General features: G+C 49.0%; 17 protein-coding genes and 2 pseudogenes. 2 read left to right on the top strand and 17 right to left on the bottom strand.

The window, feature by feature from the left end; genetic code table 11:
- Positions 1-274: 274 nt before the first annotated feature.
- The 13 genes and pseudogenes from ABID13_RS03745 to ABID13_RS03685 all read right to left on the bottom strand — a co-directional run.
- A pseudogene (locus ABID13_RS03745) lies at positions 275-2,527 on the bottom strand (glycoside hydrolase family 3 protein); the annotation flags it as partial.
- A 228-nt stretch (positions 2,528-2,755) separates the two neighbouring features.
- A pseudogene (locus ABID13_RS03740) lies at positions 2,756-4,648 on the bottom strand (alpha/beta hydrolase domain-containing protein); the annotation flags it as partial.
- A gap of 1,079 nt (positions 4,649-5,727) precedes the next feature.
- Entirely contained in the window at positions 5,728-7,038 is a 1,311-nt protein-coding gene (locus ABID13_RS03735; RefSeq protein WP_048929781.1) for a hypothetical protein, read from the bottom strand.
- Positions 7,039-7,053: 15 nt separating this feature from the next.
- Positions 7,054-7,878, bottom strand: a complete 825-nt coding sequence (locus ABID13_RS03730; RefSeq protein WP_007860350.1) for a polysaccharide deacetylase family protein — start codon at positions 7,876-7,878, stop codon at positions 7,054-7,056.
- Positions 7,871-8,722, bottom strand: coding sequence for a polysaccharide deacetylase family protein (locus tag ABID13_RS03725; protein WP_007860352.1), 852 nt, complete (start codon positions 8,720-8,722; stop codon positions 7,871-7,873). The genes ABID13_RS03730 and ABID13_RS03725 overlap by 8 nt, the downstream gene beginning before the upstream one ends.
- Complete coding sequence (locus tag ABID13_RS03720) at positions 8,719-9,480, bottom strand: SDR family NAD(P)-dependent oxidoreductase (RefSeq protein ID WP_007860354.1); 762 nt, start codon at positions 9,478-9,480, stop codon at positions 8,719-8,721. Before ABID13_RS03720 ends, ABID13_RS03725 begins: the two co-directional genes overlap by 4 nt.
- Positions 9,481-9,500: 20 nt before the next feature.
- Positions 9,501-10,199: an ABC transporter ATP-binding protein gene (locus tag ABID13_RS03715; protein WP_007860356.1), complete on the bottom strand. Its 699-nt coding sequence runs from the start codon at positions 10,197-10,199 to the stop codon at positions 9,501-9,503.
- 1 nt (position 10,200) lies between these two features.
- Entirely contained in the window at positions 10,201-10,980 is a 780-nt protein-coding gene (locus tag ABID13_RS03710) for an ABC transporter ATP-binding protein (protein WP_007860367.1), read from the bottom strand.
- Positions 10,981-10,985: 5 nt separating this feature from the next.
- The gene (locus tag ABID13_RS03705; protein ID WP_048929782.1) at positions 10,986-11,885 is read right to left on the bottom strand and encodes a branched-chain amino acid ABC transporter permease; all 900 of its coding nucleotides are present in this window, start codon (positions 11,883-11,885) and stop codon (positions 10,986-10,988) included.
- Positions 11,886-11,898: 13 nt separating this feature from the next.
- Entirely contained in the window at positions 11,899-12,774 is an 876-nt protein-coding gene (locus ABID13_RS03700; protein WP_048929783.1) for a branched-chain amino acid ABC transporter permease, read from the bottom strand.
- Positions 12,775-12,841: 67 nt separating this feature from the next.
- Positions 12,842-14,035: an ABC transporter substrate-binding protein gene (locus tag ABID13_RS03695; RefSeq protein ID WP_048929784.1), complete on the bottom strand. Its 1,194-nt coding sequence runs from the start codon at positions 14,033-14,035 to the stop codon at positions 12,842-12,844.
- Between the two features lie 27 nt (positions 14,036-14,062).
- Complete coding sequence (locus tag ABID13_RS03690; protein WP_007860372.1) at positions 14,063-15,493, bottom strand: amidohydrolase family protein; 1,431 nt, start codon at positions 15,491-15,493, stop codon at positions 14,063-14,065.
- A 27-nt stretch (positions 15,494-15,520) separates the two neighbouring features.
- Entirely contained in the window at positions 15,521-16,297 is a 777-nt protein-coding gene (locus ABID13_RS03685; RefSeq protein ID WP_007860373.1) for an SDR family NAD(P)-dependent oxidoreductase, read from the bottom strand.
- A 322-nt stretch (positions 16,298-16,619) separates the two neighbouring features.
- Between ABID13_RS03685 and ABID13_RS03680 the strand changes: the two genes are divergently transcribed.
- The gene (locus tag ABID13_RS03680) at positions 16,620-17,849 is read left to right on the top strand and encodes a helix-turn-helix domain-containing protein (RefSeq protein ID WP_045094167.1); all 1,230 of its coding nucleotides are present in this window, start codon (positions 16,620-16,622) and stop codon (positions 17,847-17,849) included.
- A 125-nt stretch (positions 17,850-17,974) separates the two neighbouring features.
- Here ABID13_RS03680 and ABID13_RS03675 read toward each other — a convergent pair whose 3' ends face one another.
- Together ABID13_RS03675 and ABID13_RS03670 are read right to left on the bottom strand one after the other, a co-directional pair.
- Positions 17,975-18,715 (bottom strand): M15 family metallopeptidase, encoded by a 741-nt coding sequence (locus ABID13_RS03675; RefSeq protein WP_007860380.1) that lies wholly within the window; start codon positions 18,713-18,715, stop codon positions 17,975-17,977.
- Positions 18,716-18,782: 67 nt separating this feature from the next.
- Positions 18,783-19,298 carry a hypothetical protein gene (locus ABID13_RS03670; RefSeq protein ID WP_007860381.1) on the bottom strand — a complete coding sequence of 172 codons (516 nt, stop codon included), beginning with the start codon at positions 19,296-19,298 and terminating at the stop codon, positions 18,783-18,785.
- Between the two features lie 751 nt (positions 19,299-20,049).
- On the opposite strand from ABID13_RS03670, the gene ABID13_RS03665 reads away from it, so the two are divergent.
- Positions 20,050-21,369 carry an O-acetylhomoserine aminocarboxypropyltransferase/cysteine synthase family protein gene (locus ABID13_RS03665; protein ID WP_048929785.1) on the top strand — a complete coding sequence of 440 codons (1,320 nt, stop codon included), beginning with the start codon at positions 20,050-20,052 and terminating at the stop codon, positions 21,367-21,369.
- Between the two features lie 246 nt (positions 21,370-21,615).
- Here ABID13_RS03665 and ABID13_RS03660 read toward each other — a convergent pair whose 3' ends face one another.
- A complete protein-coding gene (locus tag ABID13_RS03660) occupies positions 21,616-21,975 on the bottom strand; it encodes a hypothetical protein (RefSeq protein ID WP_007860384.1) in 360 nt (119 codons plus the stop codon).
- A 97-nt stretch (positions 21,976-22,072) separates the two neighbouring features.
- A complete protein-coding gene (locus ABID13_RS03655; protein WP_048929786.1) occupies positions 22,073-22,999 on the bottom strand; it encodes an N-acetylmuramoyl-L-alanine amidase family protein in 927 nt (308 codons plus the stop codon).
- Between the last annotated feature and the right edge of the window lie 140 nt (positions 23,000-23,139).

Below are 23,139 nucleotides of genomic sequence, written 5' to 3'. Positions count from 1 at the left end.
ACCAGCCTGTTGCCATATAACCGTCTTCATGGAAATAGTACCAGCTTACCACATTATTCCATACCAACTGTCTCCACTCTCCATGAGGCCAGCTCTTATCTGTAAACTCAAACCACCAGCCCTTTTCGTCCTGATGCCAAGCACCCGGAGTATTGGATGAGGAAGTATAAACCCTGCCGCCGTTTCCGGAGCCGCCGGAACCACTGCTTCCAGAGCTGCCGCCGTTCTCACCCGGGGTAGGATCAACCGGTTCTTCCTCATTATCGTCCACATAAGTAAGTCCAAAACCAAGTTCGTAATAATTGCCCTCACTGTCTTTGTATGCGTAAGCTTTTCCGTTCTCATCTTTCATGGATGCCGGCATATACTGATCCTTATCATAGCCAGGCACATCATTTGGAGATATGCACACACCGTCCGCATTGACAGCGATCACACTGTCGTCCTTTGGAAGGGTAATGGGCATCTTGCCGGTAGGCTCATAGACACCTGTGATTACATCCATGGTTGCCGTTGTCAGGGTATCAAAACCAGCCAGGACCACATCTGAATAAGGTTCTACATTACCCAACATCCAGGCCAGGGTAAAGTTTACATTTGTCACAACTTTACCGCCGTTCGCTCTTACTGCCTCTGAGATCGCCTTGATGGATTCTGCATTCTCAATAGTGGATTCCGTATGAGTGTCCGCCACCGGGCGCCCTTCATCATCCACATCATGGACGATCTTATCCGTACATATATCCAGCTCAAGGTACCCCTTTGTTGCAGAGAAATAGTTGCCGGAGGATGGATTGACAAACAGTAATGCATAGTCTGCTTCGTGATAATTGTTGGTAAGGCTGATGTTGTAATCCCCGGACATAATGCTTCTCTGAAGCTCTGAAGTTGTGCTGGCTGAATTGCTCTGTCCAAAGTACTGGATATAAACTTTCTTTCCTGTCAGCTTATCAGCAGTCAATGGAAGGGTTCCTTCCCCATCTTTTAAGAGAACCACTGATTTCTGATGGGCCTCATATGCTTCATCCCAGTTATCCTGGTTATCTACCGTCTCTTGAGCAGTATCCGGATCGCGGTATGGATTCTCAAAAAGACCGAGATCAAACATTTCTTTTAACAGCCGCACATTGGACCGGTCAAGCGCTGCTGTTGTTAATGTCACATCCGCCACCTCATAACCTGCAGGAACTACACCTTCAGTCGTATAATAGTCGGATTTTCCGCCATCAGCGCCTCTGTTCCAAGCTTCAATGATCGAATTAACATCATTTGTATCACTTATGATATCTGTTCCCACATTGATCGCCAATGCATTTCTTTCAGGAACATCCAGTTCCTCAACTCCCCAGCACATATTGCCGGTAATACCGCTGTCGCTGTTTACATATCCCTCATGTCCTATCTGCTCACGGAGGATATCGTTGATAAATACCTTATTAAACGCAAACCCTACAGGAACCATGTCAATGGGATTTCCTTCCAGGTCATACTGTGTTTCACTCTTTTCAGCTGCCGGTTTTGCATAATATGGCATGATAGAAGCTACACGGTTTTCCACTGCCTTGATAAATGCCGGAAGGTGATATTTCTCCAAGCTGCCTTCCGTCTGATATACATTCCACTGTCCCTGTGAATAGTGGGGATCGAAACCGTTCTCTCTTGCACCGCCTCCTGGGAAATGTTTTACAGTCAGGGCAACACCATCTGCCTGCACACCATCCGAACCGTTCTGGAATCCATCTACCAGCCTTCCAATAATATCGCTGATCAATTCAGGATCCTCTCCAAACGTTCCATAGGTCCTCTGCCATCTGGGATCTGTCATGGTATCTGCCATGTACATATATCCCTTCTTTAAGCCTGACGCATCCCATTCATTTCTGGCAATCTCTGCAAAGCGGCTGATAAGACCCGCATCTCCTCCACGGGCAATATCTCCCATAACCGCTGCCGCCAGGCCTAATGTGCCAGGCCATGTGGAGAATACTCCTGACGCATCATTCATACCAAACGTCATCTGTCCATTTTCATTTCTGGAATTAGAAGCCACAACAACCGGGATTCCCAGTTCTGTCTTTTCTGCCACCAGGTTCATCTGGTTGATCCAGGAAGCCATATCCTCGGGTTCCGGATTTTGACGGAGTATAAAGTGCCTCAGCCCCCAGTCCACAATTGCTTCCGTTGTGCCCAGTGTGCGTGACACACCGAAAATTTCGGAAGACATGTCATCCGTGTTGGAGGTTTCATCCAACAGGCCGGTTGCCTCGTCAGGATCAGAACTATTGATACCCATACCTCTGGAATTAATAACCATCATTCCTGCTTTGTCCTGGATCGTCATCTTTTCAACTAAATCTTTTGCTCGTGTTTCAGCATCTTCCCGCCAGTCTTCGTACACATCCAGGATACCATTACCATTGGAATCTTTGAAGTACATACCGTCTTGCTCAATAATGCTCTTCGCAGTGGCGCCAATGGTTGGTCCGTTGCCGTTTTCCCTATAAATAATACTGTCATACCATGCCACAACTGAATCTTGTGATGCTACAGGAATCGTGGAATCAATATCGTTAAGCACCATAAGCTTCTTGGGCTCAGCTATTTCATAAAGTCCATCCACACCTACTGCATCCACCTTAAAACCATAGAAACGCTTAAATACATTCGTATATGTATATGCGCATGAATTATCCGCCTTCTTGATTCCAAGGTACAGCCTGGAAGGATTCTGTCCTAATAATTCCTCTGCTAAGGAGGCGGTTTGGCTGATGATATCCCAGATCAGGCCGTTCTCCTGTCTTGTCGGGTCTGCCTCCTTCTCCAGAACCTTCCAGCTGCATCCATACTTCTCAGCCGCATCTGCATCTGCCGTAATGCCAATATAGGCAATTCCTTTGGCTTTCAGTTTTGTTATATCAAACTCCGTATCATTATTAGATATAAGTCCAATCACTGCCTTGCCATTAAAATTATCCGGTATGCAAACCCTGATATAGTTGGTATATGCCTGGGCAGGCTTTCTGATATAAGGGATATCCTCCAGCAATACACCATAGATATTGGCAGTACCGCTCACTTTATAGGTCATTTCCTTATATCCGTCTTTTTCTTCCACATCACCTACCATCTTAATGGAAGGCTCACTTTTCATGGATTCTTCAATATTAGTAAACCATGAAGGGCGATATCCAAATATGGGCTGATTTTCCGCTATGGACATCATACGCTCACGTTCTTCCTCTATCAGGTAGCCCTCTGCAATCGCATCATCCAAAGCGGACTCGTACTGATCCAGATAGTCCTCCCTATCTGCATACAGATCTTCCAATTCCTCTTTGGATATATATACCATGGAGCCGCCGTCTGTAGAGTAGTTTCCATTAACGCCCCCATAATACTTTGCTACAGGCACCGTGATCTGGGGAGGAACAATACCCTCTGTCAGGTTTCCATAGTCATCTCTTGCATCCAGGTCAATATCATCAGCCTGGAAACCGGCCGGCATATCCCCGCCATCCGTCCATTCAATGAGGTTTGCCAAAACAGAGTTGACATAGGAATCCATATTAAGGTCCGTGTTTGTATTGGGACGCCCTGTATCCTTATCTGTCTTCATTGCCGGATAATACCCAGCCGGACGCCCTGCCTGGATCTGAAGTTCATCCGTCAGGTCCGGAGGGAAAATCTTGGATGAGTGGGCTCCGCCTGCGATCACGTAATGGCGGTACATATTCTCTCCCGGCTCATCGCCGTCTTCTTTAATATAATTGGGATTTATTTTAACGCAGGCACTGTAATCATTCTCTCCCTCCACCAATATATATGGCACTGGAGAATCATACGGTGCGGCAAAGCTTCGGGTTTTACCGCCGCTGCTAAGGGCTGAGTCCGCAAATGCTCCGACTACATTAACGAAGCCATCAAAAACAGCATCTCCCTCCCCCTCATCAGAATTATAATCTATTCCCACTGCATTGGCTTGTCCAAAGCAGTTAACAAACGTGTTTAGATACATACCTGACTGCGACTGCCCCATGAGGAATACCTTGTCCGCCGTATTTCCCCCCAACAGATCACAATCCTGCTGCTTTAGCATAACGCCTAACTGACCTAACATATCCCAGAACAAACCGTTCCTGTCGTCATCATTCAGGCTGCTGGTGCCCCATTCCAGTTCTGCATACCGCTTGGAATCAAATTTCTTAAGAGATTCCACATTGCAGTATTTTGAAGTGATTCCCACATAGGCATATCCATTCCGCATAAAATAATCGTAACTTCTGCGCCAAATATCGGGTAGATCCACTTTACTGCTGGCATTCAGTATATCCACAAAAACCACACCGTTAAAATCAGCTGGCTCCTCCGGCATATACACAAATACCCTGTTTACATAATCCTGCTCCTTTGGTCTGGTTGCATTGCTGGATGTTGCAGTCACCACTTTATGGTCGTCTTCCAGATCATAGACATGCGCTTTTCCTTTCAGGAAATACTCTGTCTCTTTATAATTATATTTATCAGTAAAACCAATATCCTGCTTTGTTCTTCCGTTTTTCTGGCTTAGATACATGAAACTGTCATCTGTTTCAGCGATCTCCTCATAAGCAGGCGTATTGTTATATGTAGTAATTACCCTTTCCAGCATCTCATCATCCAGTGAATTATTACGGCTGGCTTCACTGGGAGTAGCCTTTGTGGCCTCGCTGGGAGTAGCGGTCTTTTCTTCCTTTAAGCTTAAAGAGGCAGATGCACCTGCACCCTTGATTGCATCTTTCTCTCCTGTTTCCTCTTCTAACTTGTCCGGATCATCGGCGTCCGGTGTTTCCGGGTTATCGGTATCCGGCGTCTCCGGATTATCCGTGTCCGGTGTCTCCGGGTTATCGGTATCCGGCGTCTCCGGGCTATCCGTGTCCGGCGTCTCCGGATTATCCGTGTCCGGTGTCTCCGGGTTCTCCGTGTCCGGCGTCTCCGGATTATCCGTGTCCGGCGTCTCCGGATTATCGGTATCCGGCGTCTCCGGGTTCTCCGTGTCCGGTGTCTCCGGATTATCCGTGCCCGGCGTCTCCGGGCTATCTGTATCCGGTGTCTCCGGGTTATCTGTTTCTGGTGTTTCTGGGTTATCTGTTTCTGGTGTTTCTGAATTATCGGTGTCTGGTGTTTCTGGATTATCGGTGTCTGATGTATTATCTTCTTCTCTTTCAATCTCTTCAGCGTAAGAATTAAAGGGTTTTATACCCCCCCCCCCCTGCTGCGACACTGTTTCCTACTCCTAGACTTGATCCCATCATAGAAGCGGCAAGAACTAAAGCCATAACTGGTTTTAATCTTTTTTTCATAAACCTTTTCTTACCCCTTTCTTAATCTTTGCTTTTCATCCTTTTCGCGATTAAGGAATGAAGTACAAATAAAAATACGGTCTGGCCATACTCGTATTAACAAAATGTTAACATTTATAAATATTATATAAAGATTTTCATACATAATAAATAGTAAGTTTTTAACATTTCTAGTACTATTTTGTCTTTTTGTATATTTTTTACGTATTACTTTGAATTTAATTAGGTATTTATTCCAATACATATTATTATATGATTTCCCTCGCAACAAAACCAGACAGCATCCGATCTCAGGGACATGCGGCTCAGAAAATATCCTTTGCTTTTAAAACTCAAATAAGCGGATCACCAGGGCGTCCGCTTACTTTTCATTCCATTCATTTATCTGCTATACCCTAAACGTCTTATCCTTCATCCCCCTCATACTCATATGCCCGCAGCACAGTTTCTCGTAAAGCGTCCACTGGGCGTCCACATCCTTTGTTATGTGATTAAAATACTCTTTTACCACATCACGGGCATAGTCATGGGCGACAAAATGGCCATCATCCGCTGCCAGATGGTTAACAATGTCATCTTCTGCATTCTTATCCACAATCGCGTATTTTCTCAGAAATTCCGCTGCTTCATGCTCTGTCCACCGCCGGTCCCAGATGTTTCGTGTGACTTCCAGTTTCCCATAGCCTGCGATCTCGCAGTACTCATGCCACAGCGGCATTAATCCTGCCAGAGCTTTGTCCAACCCTGCCGTGCCAAAGATAACCTCCCTCTCAAAGTCTGTCTTCTTTGTATCAGAGTGGTCAAAGCACATGGAGATCACAAACCGTGCAGAGCCTTCCGTAAATGCGGAGGAAGAGGAGAACTGCTGTACCACCGCCATCTCCGGCCAGCACGTGTCAATATAGGTCTGGGTGCGCTTCTCATAATAAGTGAGATGGCCCGGCTCCATCTCATGTCCGATACACTCAATAACGTTGTCAACCGTCCATGGATAATTCAGGTTAAAATTCCTCTCATATTCCAGGTGGTTATAATCATAGCCAAACAGAATGGACAGGAACGCCATATCCGGATTTGGATAGTCACGCACCCTTACCCGGGGCATACTGTTTCCGGTCAAGGTCATCCTGTTCATGGACATGGTATGAAATTCCCCGGTGGTTTTCTTCATTACGTCCAGTATCCTCTCCCTGGGGATGGAGATCCTTTTTCTAAATTCCAGGACCTTATCCCTGGCCGGTCCCGCTCCCGGAAGCGCCTGACCCATCCGGTCCAGGATATCATCAAATTTTTGATAATCATACTCCGGAGCCACCAGGTCGTATAATCTGCCGGTCATCTCATCAAAGCCCATTTTCTCCCCCATCAGCATCCGGGTACGGGTGTTCAAGGCAATCACATGGTCAATGAGGTATCCTGTTCGCTGCAGCTGTTCCGGCGGGGCTGTCTTTTCAAACAGCTTCAGGTTCTCCGCCAGGTGTTGGGACTCATCCAGAATATCCTCCAGCGTTTTTCCGTGTTTTAAATCAGCAATCTCATAATCCGGCAGGATCTTATAATCCCTGGAAAACCGCATGCTGGTCCTGCGCCAGAAGGGGCCTTCCGTGTACCATTGTATATCAATATCATCATATCTGCTTTTGCACAGTGTAAGATCCAGATACTGCTGTGCCATTGCATTTAATGCTGCTTCAGACATAAAAGCCTCCATTTCTCATATCGTTCTCATGTGGGATGCGATCATTTCCCCGGTTGCGATCCACGCTCCCGGTTCCTTCTGTATCCTGCTCAAAAGCTCTTCCAGTATAAAAATACGGCCCTGTTCACCGATCGTCTGGGGATCCAGCTGTATATTCATAAGCGTTCCCCAGCGCCTGGCGCCTTCCCACTCATAGATCCAGTTTTTCAGTACCTCATCCATGGATGCGGAGCGGGCCTGTCCGGGGGGAATGGGGGGATCAAATGCAAATGTAAAATAGGGAAGGTCAAACAGCTCCCAGTGAATGGGAAGTTCAACCAATCCGGTGCAGCCGTGGATATAAGGAATATCATTGTCTGAAAGGGAACTGCTGTATTCGTATCCCAACTCCTTAAGAACCATCAGGGTATCCTCATTCATCTCCCCCTCAGGCATCCGGAATCCCTTGATCTGTTTCCCTGTCAAAGCTTCCAGCTTTTTTCCGGCCCTTTGCAGCACCGTGCCCTGTTGGGCACGTGAAAGGCATCCCAGGATTTCATGCTGGTCCCCATGACATCCAATCTCATGCCCTCTGCGGGCAATCTCCTTTACCTGTTCCGGGTAACGCTCCCCAACGGCTCCGGGTATAAAAAAGGTAGCCTTGACACCAAAACGCTCCAATGTATCCAGCAGCCTTGGAAGTCCGTATTCCATTCCTGTTTTTCCCAGACGCATGATGTCCCCGTCATCCACATCCACGTCCGGATAAAAGATCCTTCCATAAAATTCCGCATCCAGGTTCACGCTGACCATCACCCCACAGCTTTTGCCCTCAGGCCAGATCTTCGTATGATCACTCATGATGTTCAACCTCCAATGCTGTTTTATGATACTTTGCTATGTCCAGGCAGGGGGCGCACCACACATCCCGGTTGTCCGCCAAATAACTGCAGAACCGTTCCAACATGACCGCCCTCCCCGGCGTTCCGGCAATCTGTGGATGAAAGGCGGAGGAACCTGTGGTCCCGAATCTGACCATGCCCTCTATTTCCCTGATCCAGTTGGAATAAACCACGTCATAGGAAGCGATCCTGGGCATCCCCTCCAGCACTGCGGGATAGGAATGCAGCACGGTCTGCACGTAATCATCCATTTGTTCATCCCGGCATGGCACATTGATCCCACCGGTTTTCTCCCCATCAACGTAATAGTATCCTCTGCCCTCTCCGCTGGTTCCCGCACTTGAATATAAAAAGCCGCCGCCATTGTAAAGCCATTTTTCCGTCTCCGGCAGCAGAGTCCCGGTAGGTCTTATGCCAAAGGCCCTGCGTCCGGTATATTTCAGGAAAATGTCCTGGCATCTTCCAATGGTATCCTGCTGTTCTGTTAACGTGTCCCCATATCTGCCCGTGTGGTCCAGACCGTGATGCGATATCTCATGGCCCCTGTCCAGTATCTGCCCCACAATCCCCGGGTGTTCCTCGATCATCACCGCTGGAATGAACCAGGTGGCCTTCAAATGAAACTCCTCCAGGATCTCCAAAATCCGGGCCGCTCCCTTATTAGGACCATATGCCCCGATGGATGGCCCTTTGATAAATGCAGCGCCCCCCGGCAGCCTTCTGGCCTTGTTGCGCCAGATGGTTTCCCCATCCAGGTCAAAGCCCAGATTAAACGCACATTTTGCACCATTGGGCCAAATCATATCAGCATCCTCCTGCCTCCGTTGGGAGCCACAATCTGCCCTGTCACGTAGTCCGCGGATTCAGATACCAAGAACAGCACCGTGTTGGCAATATCCTCAGGCACTGCGATCCGTCCCAGTGGAATCAGGGGAATCTCATCCCCTACCAGCTCAAAATCAGCCTCCCTGAGTCCCGGCGTATCTGTTGTGGGCACAGGGATCACATTTACATTGATTCCGTAAGGGGCTCCCTCTTTGGCAATGGAGGTGGTAAGGCCAATGACACCGGCCTTTGCGGAAGCATAGTGTGCGCAGAAATCTCCCCCTCCGATCGCATAGCCGGAGCTAATATTTACAATTTTCCCCTTTTTTTGTTCCTTCATATAGGGGAACACTTCCCTGATCATATAAAATGCGCTGTACAGGTTAAATCTGATATAATGATCCCAGCGCTCGTCTGTGATGGTAAAGAAATCACAGGGCGGCTCTCCTCCTCCGGCATTATTGACCAGAATATCAATGGTGCCGAATTTCTCCGCAGTCTTTGCCACCAGATTCCTGATGTCCCCGATCTTACACACATCACAGTGGCAGTAATCGGCAACCCCTCCCTCTGCTATGATCTCATCCCTGACCTTTACGCCATTTTCGTCATTGATATCCGCCACCATAACCTTTGCGCCATAGGAGGCCAGCCCTGCCGCCACCCCGCGGCCTATGCCTCGGCCTGATCCAGTCACGATTGCTGTCTTTCCCGCTATCTTTAAGTAGTCCTTCATTATATTCCCTCGCTTTTTTGTTATTTTTTTCTGCCAAGATATGCCGCAACCACGCTCTCGTCACGGGCGATCTCATCTCCGGTTCCATAACGCACGATTTTTCCCTGTTCCATTACACAGGCATGATGAGCGATTTTTAACGCTTTCCGGGCATTCTGCTCAACCAGCAGTATGGTTACCCCCTGCTTATTGATCTCATCAATATATTCAATCACTTCATTTACAATAAGGGGCGCCAGCCCCAAAGACGGCTCATCTAACACAAGTACTTTAGGATTAGACATAAGTCCTCTGGCAATGGCCAGCATCTGCTGCTCCCCGCCTGACATGGTGCCGGCCCGCTGTGTGTGCCGCTCCTTTAACCTGCCAAACATACTGTATGCCTTTTCCAGTCCCTCTTTCCTGTTTTTAACCAGGTATCCACCCATGAGAAGGTTTTCCTCCACGGTCAGGTTGGGGAAGATCCACCTTCCCTCCGGAACCAGGGCAATTCCCTTTGCCACAACCGCGCTGGCAGACCTTGGGAGGGGTTCGCTGTTATATGAAATCTGCCCGCCCTGTGGTTTCAGCAGTCCGGCAATGCATTTTAGCAGCGTTGACTTGCCCGCGCCGTTTGCCCCTACAATGGAGAGTATCTCTCCCTGTTTCACCTCAAAGCTGACGCCCTTTAATGCCTGGATCTTTCCATAGCTGAATGTGAGATTATCTATTTTCAACATATTAGTCACCTACTCCCAAGTACGCATCGATCACTTCCTGGTTACCCTGTATTTCCTCCGGTCCCCCGGTAGCCAGCTGTCTGCCGAAATTGATAACCGTCATCTCATCACATACGCTCATGATCACATCCATATGGTGATCGATCACCAGTATGGTGATCTCCTTATTTTTCCTGGTTATCTCCCTGATGATGCCTGCAAGTACTGCTGATTCATCCTCATTCATACCTGCCGCCGGCTCATCCAACAAAAGGATCCTGGGCGATGTGGCCAGGGCGCGCACGATCTCCAGCCTTCTCTGCATACCATAGGGCAGATTACCTGCAAGATGGCCGCGTATCTCCCAAAGCCCCATATCCTTTAACGTCTCCTCGCACCGGTTTGCGCAGATTCTTTCTTCCTCTTTGTATTTCCTGTTTTTTATAATGCCTTCCCAAAAATTATAGGTCATGTTTTTCTGATAAGCGATATGTACATTTTCATACACACTTAAATCCCCAAACAGGCGGATATTCTGAAAGGTCCTGGCTATGCCGCTGCGGGCGATCTCATAGGGAAGCTTCCCGGCAATGGATCTGCCGTACAGCATTACATCTCCTTCCGTGGGTTTGTAAACGCCTGTGATCATATTAAACAGAGTGGTCTTCCCGGCTCCGTTGGGGCCGATGATACCAAAGATCTGTCCCTGCCTCACCTTTATATTCACATGGTCGGTTGCCACGATTCCGCCAAACCGTTTGCTCACATCCCGGATTTCCAAGGCATACTCACAATTCTCCATAGATCCTATTCCTTTCTTGAAATTTTCAGGCTGTTTTTGCTGAATTTTCCTTTCACCCAGCCAACAAGCGATTTAAGATCATTCATGGTCAGTTCGCGTGTGCCCATGATGCCGGCCGGGCGGAACAGGATCACGATCACCACAAGGAATCCGTACAGCACCATACGCCACTGCTCAGCAGAGCCAAACCGCAGCAGTTCCGGCAGCGGAAGCATCAGAAGACCTGCCAGGATCGTACCGGTAAGGCTTCCCCTTCCGCCCAGGATCACCATGATCACCAGCTCGTCCGACTTGACCATTGTAAACATGTTGGGCTGAAGATAATGCATGTAATGCCCCAAAAGCGCTCCCGCACAGCCGCACAGCGCACAGCTGATCACCATGGCTTCCATCTTATACTGGAATACATTGATCCCCACGGACTGGGCGGCCAGCTCCTCCTCCCGGACCGCAACACAGTTCCTGCCGTGGCGGGAATTGATAAATGATTTTAAAACAATAACTGTGATCACCACTATGATCCAGACATTTACAAAATTAGAACCCTTGGGTATGTCCGCCAGCCCTCTTGCCCCTCCTGTTATGGAAGCCGCATTCTGGATGATCAGCTTGATTGCTTCGCCGATCCCAAGAGTCACAATGATAAAATAATCATCGCGAAGCTTCAGCGTTGGATAACTGATAATGGCTCCGATAACAGAGGCTGTCACCATGCCTGCGATCACTCCCAGAAAAACCGGCATGTCAAAGTTTTTTGTCAGAAGGGCGGAAGTATATGCCCCGATGGCCATAAAACCGGCATGTCCCATGGAGAACATTCCCGTGAAGCCGCAAAGAATTGACACGCCCAAAACAGCGATCATATAGATACCGACTAATGTCGCAACACCTAACCAATACTCCACTTTTCCGCCTCCTTTATGCTTTATCTTCGCTGGACTTGCCCATCAGCCCGGATGGACGGATCAGCAAAATCACTATTAGCAGAAAATACGCAAACAAGTCTCTCAGCGAGGTGGACACATAGGCGGATATCATTGCCTCCGAAACCCCCAGCACCAGCGCTCCCACAACTGCTCCCGGCAGGCTGCCCAGTCCTCCGAACACCGCACATATAAAGGCCTTGTTTGTATAAAAAGTGCCCAGGGAAGGATAGGCCGTATATTTGGCCCCCAAAAGGGTACCGGCAACACCGGCCAGGCTCCCTGCAATGAGAAAAATGGAGAGGATCAGCTTAAATGTGTCAACTCCCATGAGAGAGGTGGCCTCCAGGCTGAAGGCCGCGCTTCTTATGGCCAGCCCCAGCTTTGTTTTGCGTATGATCAATTCCACTACCAGAAGTGAGATCATGCTTACAAGAAAAATCAGCATGTCCACCAGACCCACATTGGCCCCCATAATCTTTATGCTTTCAGAGGGAAAATTCACCGGAAATATTCTGAACCTGCCAGAAAATGCAATGATGATCAGGTTATCTCCCATCACAGAGATCCCAAGTCCGATGATCATCAGATAGACCCTTCTTGCGTTTCGTTTAAGCAAAGGGCGGTATGCGACAAATTCAATCACCGCTGCCAAAAGCGCTGCCGCTATGATTCCTGCGATAATTCCTGCCAGCAGATCCTGCATGGCATATGTAAGAAAAAAGAATGTGGTAAATGCGCCAATCGTAACCGTTATGCTATGGGCAAAGTTTGTAAAGTTCATCAGGCTGTAAATCAGGGCATATCCGACTGCCATCAGCGCGTATACGCTTCCCACTGACAGTCCATTGGCTAATTGCTGTATAAACAAGGAAGTTACCTCCTTCTAAACGGCGCACGGCCTACGGGCCATGCGCCATGGTGTTATGGGGATCCTGTCACTGGATAGCCGGTGAGAAAAGGCCAAGCTTGGTAAATCCGCCGTCTTTAATCTGGTAAATGGGAACCTCGCGGTATACCAGATGGGTCTTGGGATCAAATGTGATGGAGCTGGTCAATCCCTGAAGCTCCGTTGTGTTCTCCAGGCTGTCCCTGATCTTGGCTGGATCAGCTTCCCCTGCCTTCTCGATCGCACCGGTAAGGAGCTGGAACGCATCATATGCCAGATAACAGTCCGGTCCTACATTCAGGCTCGGATCATATCCCCATTCCGCCTGGAAATCTTCCAGCAGCCCATGTACATTATCAGATGCAGTGTCCACTGCCACGTTATAGATCATGCCCTCCACGGAATCGGACGCAATGTTAAACAGATCGCTGGACATGGCGCCCTCTGTTGTCAGGAACGGCTGCTCGATCCCAAGCTCCCTTGCCTGGTTGGCGATCAGACCGATCTGTTTATAATATCCCGCCGCAATATACAGGGCGTCAAAATCCCCTGAATTCTTGATCTTTGTCAGTACGGCGCGGTAATCCACATCCCCTGTGTTATACGCTTCCTTTGTCACGATCTCACCGCCTGTGTTCTCCACGGTCTGGGTAAATTCATTGGTAACTCCAATGGAAAAATCGCTTCCGATCTCATAGATGACCGCAATCTTTTTAAAACCGCATTCATTCACCGCATACTGCCCAAGTATGGCACCGCTCTGCGGATCGGACAGACAGGCCCTGAATGCCCATGGACGCACCTCCCCGTCATCTGTTGTGGTAACCTTGGAGTTTGTGGCAATACTGGTAATAAAGGGAATCTCATTTTCAGCCGCCACTTCCCCAAGCGCCAGTGTGGTGGCGGAGGAATCCGTTCCGATAAAAGCAACCACCTTATCGTTAAGGATAGCCTTTCTCGCTGCATTGGTGGTCTCCACCGCGTCATCACGGTTATCATAGACCATGATCTCAATCTGCTTGCCCAGCAGGCCGCCTGCCTCATTCTTTTGTTTTGCCAGCAACTGCACGGTCTGTGACAGAACATCCCCAAATAATGAAGACTCACCTGTGAGAGGACACACCACACCGATACGGATAGTCTCCCCATCAGCGCCCCCGGACGCTGCCTTTTTCTCCCCGCCGCACGCGGTAAGGGAAACCGCCATTGTGACTGCCAAACCAATACTCAGTAATTTTTTCATATTGTCCCCGCCCTTTCTCTGCTCATCTTACAATTTATTTTCCTTTTTCAGCTTTTGTATCATGCTGTTCTTCTCAAGAAGCTTATGACCTGCCCGTTCAAGGAGTTTTCTTCCCTCCTGCTGCGCTTCCCGTATAATCTTCTTTTCATCGATACTTAACAGTATTCTGTCCTCCATTATAATCCTTCCGTCAACCATGGACAGCTGTACCTCGCTGCCGTTGGCAGCATATACCAGGTTGGGAATCAGGTTGGACACCGGATCCCAGACAAGGGGTGTCATCTGGGGCACTTCCAGATCCAACATGATCATATCCGCCTTTTTTCCCGGCTCCAGGGATCCTATGACATGGCCCATACCCATTGCCCTTGCCCCGTCTATGGTAGCCAGCCTCAGCATCTTCCATGCCTGGAACAGGGAGGGATCTTTAAACCTGCACTTATTGAGCAGGGCTCCGATCTTCATCTCATAAAAAAGATTGGAAGAATTACCACCTGAGGTCTGGTCTGAACCAATGGCAAGGCGGGGGCTGTACCTGCTGAATTCAAAGGCAGGAGGAACATTCCCGTCCACAATGGCCTCACTTCCTGAACACAGCACCATCCCTGCCCCCTGTCCGGCCAGAAACCGGATCTCATCTTCACTCGCCACTGACAGGTGAACAGCGATCAGCCTGCGGTTGACCAGCCCCAGCTCATGGAGGAAGGAAATGCTCCTTTTTCCATACCGCATCTGCATCTGCTTTACCTCCCTCTCCCCGCAGGCCAGATGGAGATGAATGGGAAACCCTTCCCTGTCGGACATTTCCTTCATAATCTGTAGGGTTTCCCTTGATACACGGTCCAGTCCCAGAGGACATAATCCGCAGGTAATGCGGCCATTATGGCTGTCATGGTACTCTGTGATCAGCGTTCTGCAGTTTTTTAGAGATTCCTGCTCCAAATCATCTTCCAGAGGATATAGCTCATCATCCCCAATCACAGCCCGGCCAAGAGGCAGCCCATGGACCGTATGGGACAATTGGGCCCTGACTCCGGCCTGCACATGGTTATCCGCAAATAAAAGCATGTCCTCATTGCTGTCAACCATTGTTGTGGTGCCAGCCTTGATGGCCTCCGCTATCATGACCATGGAACCGGCCCTTCTGGATTCTGCTGAAAGGGCCCCCTTTAGCGGAAAAACGCAATCGCTCATCCAGTTTTTCGTATCCTGGGCAAATCCTTTATAAATGCTGACACCCGTGTGCATATGTGCATCCACCAGCCCCGGCATCAGAAGTTTTCCCCGCCCGTCTATATACCGGTGGGCTGAGTAATGCTTTATCAGTTCCCCGTTCTCACCAACACCGGCAATCCTGTCCCCTTTTACCGCCACGGCGCCATTGGGTATGATACCGCATCCGGCCGGATCCGCCATGGTCAGCACGATCATATTGTAAAACAGATAGTCTACCGTCATATTCCGCCTGCCCGGTCAACGGACCGCTTACTGCATCCAGGCGCCGCCGTTGGGCGAAAGTACCTGTCCGGTACAATAATCGCTGGCAGCCGATGCCATATATGCCACAGCGTAGGCTATGTCCTCGGGCTGTCCCACCCTGTGCCAAAGGGTGTCGGCGATCTCATCTTCCCATGGCCTGATCCTGGCCATCCTTGTATCCACCAACCCGGGTGCAACGCAGTTCACATTAATATGGTCCTTGGCAACTTCATGGGCGATCTCCTTGGAAAATGCGATCACTCCCCCCTTTGCCGCGGCATAATGGGGATCTGAAAAGTCTCCTACAATTCCTGCCCCTGAACTGATATTTACGATCTTTCCGCTTTTTTTCGCCCTCATCAATGGCAGGACGGACATGGTGAAGCGGTAAACACTGTTCAGGTTCAGTTCGATCAGGCGCATCCACTCCTCCTCCGTAATATCGTCAATGGTCACGCCTCCGCCGCAGCCGGCTGCGTCATTTACAAGGATATCCACGGTTCCGTATGTATCTACAGCTGTCCGGATCACGTTCTGTATGTCCTCATATTTTCTTACATCACAGTAAACAGCCACTGCAAAAAGCCCCTGGGATGTGATCTCCTCCACAACATCTTCCACATTTTCTTTTTCAATATCACATGCAACCACATTTACCCCAAGTCCGGCCAAAACCTTTGCGATCCCTCTCCCAATGCCGTTTCCAGCGCCAGTGACAATGGCTGTTTTTCCCACTAACTTGAAATAATTATACATAGTTTGTTCAATGACCCTTGTCTCCATATTTTTCTCCTTGCATATTAGATATTTTGATAGTATTATTTTAATAAAAAAAACAGATTTTATCTGGACATTACTATATAAAAATCCTGTATTTCAGTCTGTAGTGTTAATATTATTCAATTTACCTGTTAAAAACATGTAATTGTTATGCATTTTTAACGGTGAGGGGGATGTATATATATTCATTGCGTGTATTGTTTATACATTTTTATGCAGACCGCGGTCTGTAAAATACAAAAAAAGTTGTCAAAAATGTCCGCCAGGGTCACCCTTGCGTCAGATGTTTTTTCAACACCGCCATTACACGAAGGAGGAGCATTTCATGAAACCCAGAACCATCAAGCAGCCAGCCGCTCGGTCACAGCTCAACGGAAAGCTTTGCAGCTATGAGATTAATAATACAACCATACAGCCCATTCCACTGATCCACCAGGATGCCCGTTTCTGGCTCATCACTTCCGGTTCAGGTAAACTGCTGATACAAAACCAGTCATATCCCCTTTGCCCCAACACCCTTGTCTCTGTACTGCCATGGCAGATAAGTGACGTAGTCCAGATTGATGAACCTTTACAATACAAGCTGATCACCTATAACTATGACGCCGTTACACGGGCGGTGAAGATATTCAGCAATGAGGACGGCCAGACGGAATCCTTCCTCACCGCCATGGAGGACCACCCCGTTGTCTCCCTCAGCGCCAGGGATGACACGATCGAATACCTGTTGGACGCCCTCTCCGGGGAGCTTAACACGGATTCACTCTGTCTCGGCTCCTCGCAGAACTCCTTCCACAATGTAAACCTGATCAGTATCCTGGTCCAAATGATGATCCATTACATCCGCCTGTCCCAGAAACAGAAAACCGAGCCTGATGAGATTCTCACAGATTATACGGAAATCCTGCGGTATATCTATCTGCACTGCAGTGAAAAACTGACCCTGGAAAAATTGTCTTCCCTTTTTAACTGCAGCCCGTCCACCATCAGTTCCTACCTTACCAGCAACACAGGACTTTCCTTTTTTGATCTGCTCAATGAGATACGGATCGGGAAAACCATTAATTTTATTATGTATACGGATTTTACGTTAAAGGAGATGTCAGAATTTCTTGGTTATGTAGACGAATCGCACATATCCAAAGTATTTGCAGCCCGTATAGGCTCAAAGATCAGTGATTACAGAAAGGTTTACCAAAAGGTACAGAATATCCTGCGGATTGAAGAAACACGCACTGTGTATTCGGTGATCAACTATATTTACCGGAATTATGCGGACGATCTGAATGCCAAGGATATCGCCCATCAGTTCGGCCTGTCGGTGCCTCAGATGAACGAGCTGCTGATCTACCAGGTGGAGCAGAATTTTACTGAATTCTTAAATCAAGTCCGGGTCAACAAAGCCAGCGAATTGCTCCTGATCCCAGCCAAAACAGTGCTGGAGGCCGCCTACGAGGTGGGATATAACAATCCAAAAACTTTTACGCGAAACTTCTTAAAGCTAAAAGGAATGACTCCCATTACATTTAAGCAAAAGTATACGGACAGCTTTTAAATACGAGGACCCGGCCTTAGGATGGATGTGCAAAGGAATAACGTGGCAGGTCCTAAGGTTCACCAGTCAAAACATGATGGAAGCCTTAGGACCATTGACCGGATGGAATCCGGACCATGTTCTTGCTAAATATCATCTGTTTTATCTATATACCAGATCTCCTGCGCCCCGTTTTCCCTGCTGTGCCAGCAGGCGCCCTCCTGGGCACCGTCCTGGGTCGGGTCAAAATAATACCAGTCCCCGGAGCCATCCTCCGGATTGCATACCCTGCCGTCCCAGCGGTGCCAGCTGGTGCACATATAACCATCCTTATTAAACAGGTACCAGTGGTGGTTAATGACACACCACTTGTTAGCCGGGTAAGTCCCATCTGCTCTGCGGTACCACCAGCCGTTGCTGTCTTTGATCCACCCATACCGTTCTTTATCCGCCCATGTCTTCATAAACGCTTCCGGATTTTTGTAAAGCTTTTTAATCCCAACCGTACTGCTGCCCCAGTCAGGCAGCTGAAAATGCGGTTTGTCCACAATGGATTTCCAGTTCCCGCCCCACTCCAGCCCCAGGGATACTCCTATGGCTCCCACTTTGCTGAAAAAACTGCCGGCGTCATTGTAGGCCCCTGTCCCGTCATTGCGGTAAATATCAAAGGCCGTCCCCCACTGATGATAGGAGCTGTAGCTGCTGCCGGGAGCATTGGTCACGATATTTCCCGGTCTGGTCCTGCCCTGGGCATACAAAGCATCCTGTTCCTCCACGGTGCGAAGCGTCTCTCCTATCTTGATCTGCAGCCCCTGCCTGCCGCACTCTTCTATCAGCCTTCCTGCCATCGCCTGCAGACGGGGATGGCACAATATAATGTCCTTCATCTTTCCCTCCGATCAATGCTCCCGCCTCTTTAAGCGGTGAGCCATCACAAATACTCCTTAATTCCCTCTATTGTTTCCCGGATGTGGGACAGCCGATCAAAAAGCCCACGCACCCGGACACAAAATCCCGAAACTGGGTAATAGTAGCCGCAGCGGTTGCGGACCATCCGGCGTCTGACCCTCCTCCCAGATCCCTCATCAAGATCAGTGTCACTAAACAAAACACTCCGATCACTGTTGCTATCAGAATCTGGAGCCTTCCGCTAACCGTATCCGGTCCGTTTGATTCCGGCCCGTTTGATTCCGGCCCTTCCTGGTCCAGGGACTCCCCATTAAACTCCGGCCTTTCAGGATCCCGCCTGATAAAATTGGCGCTGAGAAAATATCCGAAAATACTGGCCGCCGAAGTGCGCACTATGACATCAATTTCATTTGACTGCCCGATCCCTCCGCTGCGGGTGACCAGGCTGTAAGCTGACTGTATTAACAGAAGGGCCATAAAAACGATCAGGCAGCGGTCCACCAGATGAATCCTGTGAAAATCCCTGCACACACATTTCCACCCTGTTTTTAAACATTTCATCTTTCCCTCCGATCAAGCCTCCCGCCTCTTTGAGGTTGGAAGCCATTGCTCATTCATATGGCGGGAGTCTCAATCTCCCTCCAAGATGAAGCCTCCGGCGGATTGCAGAGGCGCATCAATGTAGTATGTCATGCATAGCATGACCTGCGCCTCGCACAAGGACGCTTAGGCGTCCTTGAATCTTTCCCTCCGATCAAGCCTCCCGCCTCTTTGAGGTTGGAAGCCATTGCTCATTCACTAAGATTACTAAGACATGCTCTAAGCTATCATATGCCGGTCAGAACATTCCTGTGACAACCTGCAACAATCTGTATAATATGCAAATATCCTCTGTTTCCCCTGTTCATAGTATGAAACTTCCATACTATTTCCATGTTCATCCAGATCACGCGTGTAAAATAGACAAAAAGGCCTCTTGTCTTTCCTTATGTTTGTGCAGACTTTTATTACATCCTGTGCTATTATAATTAATGTAAACCCCCCCAATACATTATATAGTTTTGCTACACCCCATAAGAAACGAAATACCTTCTCCTAAAATGACCAGTTCCCCGACTGGTCATTTTATTTTGTCCAAAAACAGGATCACTGCCTTCCCCGCGTTTTCCCTGCTTCCGCCGTCAGCCGGGCTGTGATGGGAACAATATAAAAATTTACCAAAGCAGTGAAACAAAGTCTTGACAGGAAAAAAGGACCGTGCTATTATCAACTAAACCTACAGAAATAGTAGGAATAGAATGGAGGACATCAAATGGGAGAGAAACGCAAGAGAGAAAACAGACAGTTCAGATTTGAGACAACACAGCTTCATGCAGGACAGGAAACACCGGATCCCGCCACAGGAGCAAGGGCCGTACCGATTTACCAGACATCATCCTATGTGTTTGACAACTGTGATCATGGGGCAGCCCGTTTTAACCTCAGCGATGCAGGCAATATCTACAGCAGGCTGACCAATCCCACCCTGGATGTGTTCGAGGCAAGAATGGCAGCCCTGGAAGGCGGCGTGGCGGCTCTGGCAACCGCCTCAGGCGCGGCAGCCCTGGCTTACACCTTCCAGAACCTGACAAGGGCCGGGGACCATCTTGTGGCATCCAGCCATATCTATGGGGGTACATATAATTACCTGGCCCACACCTTTCCTGAATACGGGGTCGGCACCACCTTTGTGGACCCGGCTGACTTAAAAGGGCTGGAACTTGCCATAAGGGATAACACTAAGGCCGTGTTTATAGAGACCCTGGGCAATCCCAACTCGGATATTGCAGATATAGAGGCAATCGCAGACATTGCCCACCGCCATCAGATCCCCCTTGTTATTGATAATACCTTTGCCACTCCTTACCTTGTGCGTCCCATTGAATACGGCGCGGATATCGTTGTCCACTCCGCTACCAAATTCATCGGCGGCCACGGGACCACTGTGGGCGGAGTGATCGTGGACGGAGGGAAATTTGACTGGGTCGGCTCCGGCAAATTTCCGGGACTTACGGATGCCAATGCAAGCTACCACGGAATCCGCTTTGCCCAGGACGTGGGAGCTGCTGCATTTGTAACCAGGATCAGAGCCATCCTTTTAAGGGATACGGGCGCCACCCTGTCCCCCTTCCACGGGTTCCTGTTCCTGCAGGGGCTGGAATCTCTGTCCCTGCGCGTGGAGCGCCATGTGGTAAATGCGCTGAAAGTCGTGGACTACCTGAATTCCCATCCTCAGGTGGAGGCCGTCCACCATCCTGCAGTCAGCAATGACCCGGTCCAGCAGGCGCTGTATAAAAAATATTTCCCCAATGGCGGCGGCTCTATTTTCACATTTGAAATCAGAGGCGGCGCCCAAAAAGCCAGAGAGTTTATTGATAACCTGGAGCTTTTCTCCCTTCTGGCCAATGTCGCGGATGTGAAATCCCTTGTCATCCATCCTGCATCCACCACCCACTCCCAGTTAAACGAGGAGGAACTGCTGGAACAGGGTATCTGCCCGGGAACCATTCGCCTCTCCATTGGTACGGAACACATTGATGATATTCTGGAAGACCTGGAGGAAGCCTTTCAGGCAGTGGAGCAGCATCCATAACAAATAAAAAACCGCCCCCTACCAACAGATATGTGTATGGGGCGGTTTTTATCATCTCATCTTAGGCATAGCATGTGTATGGCACCATTCGGCCAGGACATACTTGAAACTTCTAAGTTATCCACAATCGAGCCACCACCAGATATAGATAAACACATAATATATGGTGAAACATCTTGTATTCCCGGTGGATAATGTGGATAACTCTGTGTATATCTTGGGGAAACCATGTGGACAGGTCTATTCTCACAAATTCCCCTCCACCGCAATGCCCTCCGCCAGTTCCAAAGCCGCGGTGATCCAGCCTGCAAATCTGGTATAGAAGTCAAAGACCGTATCATCAAACTGTATCTTCCCCATATCCTGCTCCATGGCCTGGATCACATGATTCCACTGCTCTCTGCCAAGCCTGTTATCCCAGCACACATCAAACTCCGGCAGGACCGACTTCAGATACGGAAGAAGCAATTGGGTATAATCTGTCTTAAATACGGTCAGCGTATCCATACAGGTATCACAATGATCTCCCGGTCCCATGTCAGAACTGCATGGATAAAATGTCAGCTTAATCTTTTCGTCCGGCTGTGAGAAACATCTTAGATCCATGCTGCACCCCCTCTTATAGGGCATCCCGCTTGCACATTCTATAAATGCCCCCCTGTGTCTTTTATTATACTCCTTCTCCCACCGCCGGACAATACTTCTAGTCTATTTTCTCAGGATCCGATCTCCTGCCCATCAAAGGAAACCTCATAGCTCCCTTCTCATCTGTCTCAAGGCATACGCAGCCCTCAAACATGCTGCCGTCATCCTTCAGGCGGTAAAGTTCATTCTTCCAGATCACCCACTGGTCCCTGGCCATGGCCCCTGTTTCCTGGAGATAGTACCATTTCCCGTCAGAGCCGGTTTTCCAGTCATTGTGTATCATCATTCCCGCACCGTCAAACCAGTACCAGTTGTCGCCGTCCTTATACCAGTCATTTGCCACATACCTGCCTGTATCGCCCAGGTAGAATCTCCATCCTCCGTTCTCCTCCACCCATCCGGACTTGTTAAGGGGATCCGTGATGCCGTAATACAGGGCAATGGTATCTGCCTGTGCACTGGCAAGTCGTTCCAGATTGGCATCATTCAGCAGCCATCTGACGATCTCCTCATTTGTATGAAAGGAATTCTCCAGGATCAGGCCCGGGGTCCCCACCGCAGTGGCTCCCCTGAGCACGCCGTAATAATCCCCGTTCTGCCCTCTGCGGTGTTCGATACGGGCCGGCTGGTCCGTGTTCAGAACGGTTTCCACACACTGGGCCAGGGCCATGCCGATCCCATCTGCACTTCCGTTGATCGCGCAGTAGGTAGCAGGATAGTCCACTGAATTGTTCACCTTGTCCCCCACTGCATTAGAATGGTCTGACAAGAACAGGTCACATCCCCCGGAGGCAGCCCCCCTCTCATAGAGCCCTCTGTCCGTATCCCTTTCCTCCCTGGTTGTGATCACCTCTATGCCATAGGCTTCCAGATACTTCTTTTGAAGGAGATGAAGCTTCCATACCATTTCCGACTCATAATAACGCTTGTCTGCCGGGCTCTGATTGTATTTGCCATAGTGGCCTGCATCTAAGCATATCTTCATATTATAATCACCTCGTCTTTCTATGGTACTATAATATGCGGGACAGAACAGGTTTGTCCCGGACTGAGAACACCGCAAAAGGCGGCCATGCCCCGGACTGGTATCAATCCGGAATATGCCGCCTTTTCTCAATTCATCTC

Source organism: Enterocloster citroniae (assembly GCF_040545455.1).
Classification (GTDB): domain Bacteria; phylum Bacillota; class Clostridia; order Lachnospirales; family Lachnospiraceae; genus Enterocloster; species Enterocloster citroniae.
Note: the sequence above shows the minus strand (reverse complement) of the source record. Positions and strands in the feature narration are given on the sequence as shown.

Excerpts from the sequence above, each read along its gene's own strand:
- ABID13_RS03735 (WP_048929781.1), bottom strand. The coding sequence starts at position 7,038 with ATGTCTGAAGCAGCATTAAATGCAATGGCACAGCAGTATCTGGATCTT.
- ABID13_RS03730 (WP_007860350.1), bottom strand. The coding sequence starts at position 7,878 with ATGAGTGATCATACGAAGATCTGGCCTGAGGGCAAAAGCTGTGGGGTG.
- ABID13_RS03725 (WP_007860352.1), bottom strand. The coding sequence starts at position 8,722 with ATGATTTGGCCCAATGGTGCAAAATGTGCGTTTAATCTGGGCTTTGAC.
- ABID13_RS03720 (WP_007860354.1), bottom strand. The coding sequence starts at position 9,480 with ATGAAGGACTACTTAAAGATAGCGGGAAAGACAGCAATCGTGACTGGA.
- ABID13_RS03715 (WP_007860356.1), bottom strand. The coding sequence starts at position 10,199 with ATGTTGAAAATAGATAATCTCACATTCAGCTATGGAAAGATCCAGGCA.
- ABID13_RS03710 (WP_007860367.1), bottom strand. The coding sequence starts at position 10,980 with ATGGAGAATTGTGAGTATGCCTTGGAAATCCGGGATGTGAGCAAACGG.
- ABID13_RS03695 (WP_048929784.1), bottom strand. The coding sequence starts at position 14,035 with ATGAAAAAATTACTGAGTATTGGTTTGGCAGTCACAATGGCGGTTTCC.
- ABID13_RS03690 (WP_007860372.1), bottom strand. The coding sequence starts at position 15,493 with ATGACGGTAGACTATCTGTTTTACAATATGATCGTGCTGACCATGGCG.
- ABID13_RS03685 (WP_007860373.1), bottom strand. The coding sequence starts at position 16,297 with ATGGAGACAAGGGTCATTGAACAAACTATGTATAATTATTTCAAGTTA.
- ABID13_RS03680 (WP_045094167.1), top strand. The coding sequence starts at position 16,620 with ATGAAACCCAGAACCATCAAGCAGCCAGCCGCTCGGTCACAGCTCAAC.
- ABID13_RS03675 (WP_007860380.1), bottom strand. The coding sequence starts at position 18,715 with ATGAAGGACATTATATTGTGCCATCCCCGTCTGCAGGCGATGGCAGGA.
- ABID13_RS03670 (WP_007860381.1), bottom strand. The coding sequence starts at position 19,298 with ATGAAATGTTTAAAAACAGGGTGGAAATGTGTGTGCAGGGATTTTCAC.
- ABID13_RS03665 (WP_048929785.1), top strand. The coding sequence starts at position 20,050 with ATGGGAGAGAAACGCAAGAGAGAAAACAGACAGTTCAGATTTGAGACA.
- ABID13_RS03660 (WP_007860384.1), bottom strand. The coding sequence starts at position 21,975 with ATGGATCTAAGATGTTTCTCACAGCCGGACGAAAAGATTAAGCTGACA.
- ABID13_RS03655 (WP_048929786.1), bottom strand. The coding sequence starts at position 22,999 with ATGAAGATATGCTTAGATGCAGGCCACTATGGCAAATACAATCAGAGC.